This window comes from Pseudomonas baltica (assembly GCF_014235765.1).
In the GTDB taxonomy this organism is placed as follows: Bacteria; Pseudomonadota; Gammaproteobacteria; order Pseudomonadales; family Pseudomonadaceae; genus Aquipseudomonas; species Aquipseudomonas baltica.
Map to the genome: position 1 here is coordinate 1 of NZ_JACMYH010000015.1, position 8,295 is coordinate 8,295.

The 8,295-nt window shown below is 57.4% G+C and carries 3 protein-coding genes; 2 read left to right on the forward strand and 1 reads right to left on the reverse strand.

Translation table 11 applies throughout. The features are described from left to right. Nucleotides 1–267: 267 nt before the first annotated feature. Nucleotides 268–2,286 (reverse strand): hypothetical protein, encoded by a 2,019-nt coding sequence (locus H7993_RS20635; protein ID WP_185795499.1) that lies wholly within the window; start codon nucleotides 2,284–2,286, stop codon nucleotides 268–270. Between the two features lie 440 nt (nucleotides 2,287–2,726). Here H7993_RS20635 and H7993_RS20640 point away from each other — a divergent pair, with 440 nt between their 5' ends. Continuing rightward, the gene (locus H7993_RS20640) at nucleotides 2,727–5,603 is read left to right on the forward strand and encodes an autotransporter outer membrane beta-barrel domain-containing protein (protein ID WP_185795500.1); all 2,877 of its coding nucleotides are present in this window, start codon (nucleotides 2,727–2,729) and stop codon (nucleotides 5,601–5,603) included. Nucleotides 5,604–5,803: 200 nt separating this feature from the next. Next, a complete protein-coding gene (locus tag H7993_RS20645; protein WP_185795501.1) occupies nucleotides 5,804–7,987 on the forward strand; it encodes an autotransporter outer membrane beta-barrel domain-containing protein in 2,184 nt (727 codons plus the stop codon). The last annotated feature ends 308 nt before the right edge of the window (nucleotides 7,988–8,295 follow it).

Sequence of the window (8,295 nt, forward strand, 5' to 3'; positions counted from 1 at the left end):
GCTGGCAGGAAGTGCAAATGCGGGAAAGTTGAGCGAGTTAATGAAGATATATGGTTAAGCTATTGAAGGGCGTAGCAAATGCTTGCTGGGTGAAAGTTAATGTTTATAATTATATTTTTGTACGGTTTTATTCATTGCCTGGCGGTTTGAATCTGCCTGGCATTGCAATGATGGGCCGGCCCGAATCGACATGACAAAATGCTGCCATGATAAAAAAGCCATCACGCTTAGTTTGGCACGTGATGGCTTGGAGCTGATGCTACGGCGTTACGGCGTCGGAATAACGCAGTAGCCATTGGTAAACATACTGATGACCACCGCCGCTTTGGGCGATGTCGCAGAGCCTGCCGAGTTTCTGAGGGTGTATTGTGTGTAGGCGCCGGTTTCACAGATGGCTTTCAACTGGTCGACTGTCAGGGTGAACTCGCGGTAACCCAAGTCCACGTCTTCTTGTAGAAGCTGGTAATTGTCTGTGACCTCGGTCCCAGGAACTTCGTTTGCGTCCATGTCATCGTAGCTGAAGACACCCACGAAACGGAAGCTGATGAAGTCCCCTACGGTCATATTATTGTTGGTGAAGTTCAACTGGATTCGGACGGTGGTACCGTCATCGCCCAGTACCTGGTTGATGATAAGGTAAGGAGCTTCAACTATCGCTTCCGGATAAGTCGCCAGAGGCAATACAGCCCCTCCCCCGGGAATTTCAGCGGTGTTCTGCACATCGACAACGATAGAAGGCGAACGCGCGACGCCATACTGCCCCGTCCCTACGGGCAGCGGGCGTTCGATAGTGTAGTAGACATCCATCGCCCCCGAAGGCCCTGGTTCGATGACACTAATGTGAGGTACGGTTAGGACGATGTTTGCATTATCCGTGCTGCCAATAGCACGCCCTACCGATGTGTTACCTGCCCAATGGACGGTCAGGTGGTCGCCATCTGCCCATATTGCGTTACCATTGGCTCCCAGGAATGGCACGGTGATGGTCGCATCCTTCCCGTAGTCCGCCGGCGGAATGATATTGGTCTCGCCAGAGTCGCTTTTTACAACTGGCACAGCCAGGTTTTCGTGCTCCGGTGTCGATGGATCAGGGTCCACTATATCGCCTGGTGTAGTCAGGTCGACTTCCACCAAATGATCAGGGGATGCTGTCGACTCGATCGCGTTGCGAACCACGGTAAACCGCACCGGTACGTTACCTTTGGGCGTCCGGCTGATCGCGGAGTAGGGGACACCCAGGCTGAGCAGTGGGTCAGGCCAGCCGCTTGCTGGCTCGGTGCCGACTGGAACGGTGCCCAATGGGCGACCGTCCCAGTACAACAAAATCAGGTCGTCCGGGTCCGGCGTCGTGTACAGAGGGATATCAACCCGGACGCCGTCTACGTGGGTGGCGTCTTCCCAATTGATCACACCGTCCGTATCCGCAGCCGGAACTGCGACTTCAAGAAGGTTCGTCGGAGCGTTCACCAGCAACACATTCAAGACCACAGGCGGTGCCAGGGTAGGATGCCGGTTACCCAGCTTGTCCTCTACTCGATAAGAGAACCACATGCGCCCGTCGTCTAGGCCCACGAGCGTTGATTTCGGGATCTCGATTTCCAGATGGCCGCCGACGACGGTGACTTCCGCCTGGTGCGCCTTATATGGGAGGTAGTCTGCTTCCGCCGGTTCGCTGCCATCTGGACCCTCCAGCGCAATGAAGGGAATGGCGAAGTCTCCCACTTCTTCACCAACCCAATCCGGCACCGTGGCGACCAGATTAAGGTCGTTGCCTTCCAAATCGCCTTCCGTGACGCCATTGAGGAATTTGCTGGCGAACCGAAGAGCGCCCAGATCATCGCTGCCGGGGGGCGTGAGGTCTACGATCAGGTTCTGGCGCTCATTGGCGGGTTGTGCATTCTGGCCGAAGCCGCGGAACAGGGTGTAGTCCAGAACATAGGTGCCTTCGGCTGTGAGCAAGCTTTTATCAAGCAGCAGCACCGTCGGATTTACACCTACAGCCAGTGCCTGCTTGGTACCAACGAGCAGACCGTTGAGGGTCAGTTGAAGTCTGTCAGCAGTGGTGACTGGCGCATCGTGCAGAGGAATCGACACCTCCAGATCTTCGCCCAATACATCCAGAGGAATGGATCCGTCAGGGTTGATCCCTGCCACTGTGAACGGGTAGGTTCCCACGAACGGTGTTACGCCCAACGCGCTGAACGGAAACGTTTGATTGCGCGAAGGGAGTCGTTGCAGCGTGGGGAGGTCGGCGATTTTTTTTCGGGTTTCCGATTTGGTGGGCATCATATTCACCTGTGTATGGTTCGTATGGATAAAAGGGGTACACGCACGGGCAAGCATTGATGCCCGCAGTGTTCGGTGGGTTTGATCAAACACAACTACCGAGGTGAAAGTAGTAGACCGCTCTGCTGAAAATTGCGAGTACCGTAGTGCACTTCGAAGATAAAAAATGTGCTTTCCTCAAGAAACTTATTTGTCTTCATGGAGTTAGGGTTGAATAATTCTTTGTGATATTTTCAGCGTGTCAGAAACTGCTGATGACTTGTAGGCGTGTACGATAATATCTCGATAAAAACGATCGTTGTGTATGAAAATATTCATGCATCTTATTTCCTGAAATTTTCAGTTCCTGCTCATTGTTTATGAATAAATATTTTCATGATGCATCCCTTGTCTTTAAATATTGACGGACATCAAAGTAAGTACTATCACTTCATACCTAGTTGGTACTTTTTTGGCGCTGTACTCTTCAGGTACTTCTTATGAATCCAAGGGTGTTCCCCCGGTCGTCCCCTCAACCCCTGACAGCCTTGCTTGCGTTGTTGGTCGTACCATTTGGACATGCGGCCACCTTGACCCCAGGTCAGTCCGCCACTGTCATACCTGGTAGCGCGCCCGAGAGTTGGTCCCTGAATGCTGCGACCTTGAACGTAGGCACAGGGGCCAGCACCCTCCAGGTATTTGCCAGCCCACTTTCCACGGTGACGTTTGCCGGAGGCCAAGCCATCACGGCCGGAGTCGATGCCGTCACGCTGGTCGACAGCAGCGGCAGCTTCAATGGCGCCACACTCACCAGCGGGGGCAGTTTTGGTCTGAGTTTGACAACAGACCTCAACGGCACCAGGCCAGGCTCGGTCGCCACGCTGGTGGACAGCACCTCGAGCGGTTTCGAGCGCGGCGTGAACATCACTGGTAACAGTCGATTGGACGCCGAGAATGCTCGTATCGTTGGCACCGGCGCGTCAGGGGTAGGCATGGCAGTGCTGGGAGCCTCTGTAAGTCTGCGCAACAGCAGTGTGACGGGAGCGGACACGGGCGTGTTCGTGGCCGACGACGGAGCGGTAAACAACGTTGTCAACCTGACGCTGGACAACGGATCCTCGATTACCGGTACAACAGGCGCGGGCATCCTGGTCCTGCTGGATACCAACCCTGTACAAGGCACGCTGACTATCGCCAACGGATCTACCGTGACAGGCGGCAATGGAACAATGCTGGATGTGGTCGACACAGCCAGCCTCAGCGTCGTCGTCGACAATAGCCAATTGGTCGGGAACGTGACGGCCGTGGAGGGTGCGACATTGGATGCCGCTCTGCTTAATGGCGCCAGCATCACTGGCAACCTCACCAACCTGGACTCCCTGACGCTCAACGCCAGCAGCGTGACCGGGGACTTCATGGTACCGGTCAACGACGCGGCTACTGTCGTGCTGGAAAATGGCTCCACCTACAATGGCACCTTGAGCAATGTCGCCACGCTCACAGTCGTCGGCAGCACGGTGAACGGCAGCATCGAACAGGCCCTTGGTTCGGCGGCGCGTGTCAGCATGACCTCCGGTTCCGTGCTGAATGGCGATGTCAGCAACGTTGCCAGCCTGAGCCTGGACGGCAGTACCCTGACCGGCAATGTGACCCAGGGTGCAGTCCAACTCGACAACGGCTCAACGCTGCAGGGTGATCTCACCGACATCGCCAGCCTGCGACTGGATGGCAGCGCTCTGATCGGCAATGTCAGCCAGACTGCAGGAAGTGCGTCAACGCTGGACTTGGTCAATGGCGCGAGCCTGACCGGTATCGTCAGTAATGCCCAGGCGATGGCTATCGACGCCAGTTCGCGCTGGATCATGGCCGGCGATTCCAACGTAGGAGCACTGACGCTCAATAGCGGTACCGTGGAGCTGAACGGAACGCCGGGTAGTTTTCGCACCTTGACCCTGGCCAGCCTGTCGGGTGCAGGCACCTTCGGCATGGGCACCGATCTGGCAGGGCATCTGAGTGATTTGATCGATGTCCGCGGCAGCGCGGACGGCGTTCACTCCTTGCGTATACAAAACACCGGCGTGGAGCCCATTACCGAAGACGTGCCGCAAAGAGTGGTGCGCACCGGCAGCGGCCCGGCCAGCTTCGCGGTTGCCGGCGGCGTTGTCGATGTGGGCACCTACCAGTATCGGCTGGAGCAGCGCGGCACCGATTGGTTTCTGGTTCAGGCGACCAAGCCGATAGATCCCGTGGATCCAGTAGATCCAGTAGATCCAGTAAATCCAGTAGATCCAGTAGATCCAGTAAATCCAGTAGATCCAGTAGATCCAGTAGATCCAGTGGATCCAGTGGATCCAGAAAAGCCCGTGGACCCCGTAGATCCGGTAAAACCCGTAGACCCAGGCGATTCTGGTGGCGGAGACCCGATCATCACGCCCAGTACCCGTGCCGTTATCGGGGTATTCAGCGCCGCGCCGACTGTCTGGTACGGCGAGCAGGCCAGCCTGTTGTCGCGCATGGGCGAACTGCGCAACGGTAACAGCCTGGGCGGCGCCTGGGCGCGGACATATGGCAACAAATACAGCGTGTCGCCGGGTGACCAGGTCCAATACACACAGCAGCAAAGTGGTGTTTCGTTGGGTGCGGACGTCGCGTTGCCTGCCACGGATGGTCAATGGCTGGTCGGCGTCATGGGCGGCTACAGCAATTCCAATCTCGACCTGCAGCGCGGCACATCGGGGGACGTAAACAGTTACTACGTGGGTTTGTACAGCACCTGGCGAAGCCATTCCGGTTATTACGTGGATGCCCTGGTCAAGGCCAATCGCTTCCATAACAAAGCGGACGTGTTGATGAGCGACGGCGTCAAGGCCAAGGGTGATTACAAGAACCATGGGGTCGGCACTTCGCTGGAAGTCGGCAAACGTATCGAGTTGGGCGATGCCTGGTACGTCGAGCCCTTCGCGCAGGCCTCAATGTTATGGGTCGATGGCCAAGGCTATGATCTGGATAATGGCATGCGCGCCAGCAGCAACCATGCCAATTCGATGCAGGGAAAGGTCGGCACACACGTAGGCCGGCGTTGGGCACTGCAAAGCGGCGGTTTCGTACAGCCCTACGTAAAAATGGCGGCCGCACAGGAGTTCGCCCGCAGCAACAGGGTCAAGGTCAACGGCCAGAACTTCGATGATGATCTTTCCGGCACACGTGCCGAATTTGGGGGCGGCGTTGCCGCACAACTTACCGATGTATTGCAAGTGCATGCGGATGCCGCTTACAGCAGTGGCGAGAATATCGAGCAACGCTGGGGAGTGAATATCGGCGTCCGTTATTCCTGGTGACTACAGAACGCGGGCAACGAAGCCCGGCCGAATGATCAGCTCGCCTGAATCAGACGTTTCCTACAGATAAGCCCGTAGGGCCCTACATCAACGCCGGACTTGATCCTTTTAAATGCGCCTTAATCATTCCTTGAGGCGCATCAACTATGTTGTGCAGACCCAAACACAGGCTCGGTATTTACCGCTGCCTGGTGCTAACTGTGCTGTTCAATGCCCTGACTATCAGTCAATCACTGGCCGCCAATCTGGCGCCGGGCAAGTCTGCGACGATCAACGCCGGCGACCGGGTGGAAAATTGGAGCGCGCGTGACGGCGGCTGGCTGACATTCACCCCCGGCGCTCAGGCCTTGAGCGTCGCCGGTATCAACGGCAGCCGCGTCACGCTCACCGATTCCCTGGTCAGCGGCAGGGCTGTAGGTGTGGATCTCACCGACAGCGCTGCCTTTATCCGTGGCTCTACCATCAGCGCCACTGCCGGGTATGGTCTGCAGTTGATCACTCGAATCGGCGGTACCTACCGGGGGTCGCACGCGCTGGTTTCCGACAGCGACATCACTGGCGTGGATCGTGGCATCAGCGCCACCCATAAAAGCTCGGTCGAGCTGATCGACACGCGCGTCCACGGTACCGGCGCGGCTTCTTCACCGTTCGATGGCGGTGTAGGCATGCTGTTGCTGGGGGCCAATGCCAGCTTGATCAATAGCACCGTGCTGGGAGACCAGGTAGGTGTCACCCTGGCTACCGACGCCATACCCGGGGTGCTCAGCAACCAAGCGTCGCTGCACCTTGACAACTCCATCGTGCAAGGGGCTGCCGGCAGCGCCATCATCGTGAGCGGTCTGGTGGAGCCAGGGCTGCAAGCTGTCATCGATATTTACAAGGGTTCGCAATTGACCGGAGGCAATGGCGTCATCCTCGAAGTGCGGGACGATGCCCAGGCCAAGGTCACCGTGGACAACAGCATGCTCACGGGAGATGTCGTAGCGGATGCCACTGCCGGCGCGCGCCTGATTTTGCAGAACCGGGCATGGCTGACCGGCAATGTCGAGGGCGTGCAGACCTTGACGCTGGACGCCAGCTCAGGGTGGACGGTCGAAGGTGATTCGACCATCAGGGCCCTTGACACCCGAGGGATGGTTGACCTGCGGGGCGCCGGTGGCAATGCCAGCTTCACCCGCTTGACCCTTGGTGAACTGGGCGGCAGCGGAACCTTTGCGCTGGGTACCGACCTGGCTGCCGGGCAGGGTGATCTGCTGGTGGTAACAGGGGACGTCTCCGGCAATCACCTGCTGGCAATCCAGAACACCGGGGCCGACGTGGCCGAAGGGCAAGACCCGCTGACGCTGGTACAGACCGGCGGCGGCGATGGACAATTTGCTGTCATTGGCGGGCAGGTCGACCTGGGTACGTTCGTTTACGACCTCAAGCAGATGGGTAACGATTGGCAGCTTGTACAACGCCCCGGGAATGTAGTGACCCCCGGCGCGGCCTCGGTGCTGGGTCTGTTCAGCGCTGCCCCCACGGTGTGGTATGGCGAACTGTCCAGCCTGCGCAGCCGCATGGGCGAGTTACGCCTGGGAGCGGCGCAGGGTGGGATGTGGAGCCGCGCCTATGGCAATAAATACAACCTTTCGGCAGCCGCCGGTGTGGCTTACACGCAGCGCCAGCAGGGCCTGAGCCTGGGCGCCGACATCCCTCTGCCCATTGCCGGCGGCCAGGCGCTGGTGGGAGGGATGGTGGGCTACAGTCAGTCCGATCTGGACTTGCAGGGTGGCACATCCGGTAAGGTCGATAGCTACTCTGTGGGCCTGTACGGCACCTGGCTCGCCGACAGCGGCTACTACGCCGACGGGGTGGTGAAGTTCAACCGTTTCCAAAACAGCTCTGCCGTGCGCATGAGCGACGATACCCGAACCGGCGGTGACTACAACAACCATGGCGTGGGTGTTTCACTGGAAACCGGGCGCCGGATCAAGCTGGGCAAGACAGTCACCGTCACTCCCTTCGCCCAGCTTTCAGCGCTGAAGGTGCAAGGCGACAAATACCATCTGGACAACGGCATGCAGGCCAGCAGCAAAAAAGCCGATTCAGTGCTTGGCAAAGTCGGCGCCATGCTGGGCCAGAGCCTCCCGCTTGATACGGGCGGCAGCGTGGACTATTACGTGAAAGCCGCCATGGCCCACGAGTTTGCCAGTGGCAACACCGTTCAGGTCAATGGCAATCGATTCACCAATGATCTGTCCGGCAGCCGCGGCGAGTTGGGCGTCGGCCTGTCCATTCAAGTGTCGGAGCAATTGCAGGTGCATACCGACCTGGATTACGCCAAAGGTCGCCATTTGGAGCAGCCCTGGGGTGTGAACGTTGGGGTGCGCTACAGCTTTTGATTCATGCCGCCAGACGCGGCCTTTGGGTTTTCCCCCGAGATTGCAAATGGTGGATAGCTGGAGTGGGCCAGGGTGTCAGGCTTGCTCCAGCAGTTGTTATGTAAGCTTTGCCGATATTGTTGATGGTTCTGTACGTAAGCATACATGAAGAGGGCGAATCGCTAACAAATAGACCTGTATTAAATTTAACAAAAAATAGTTATAAACATTAACTTTCATCCAGCAAGCATTTGCTACGTCCTTCAATAGCTTAACCATATATCTTCATTAACTCGCTCAACTTTCCCGCATTTGCACTTCCTGCCAGT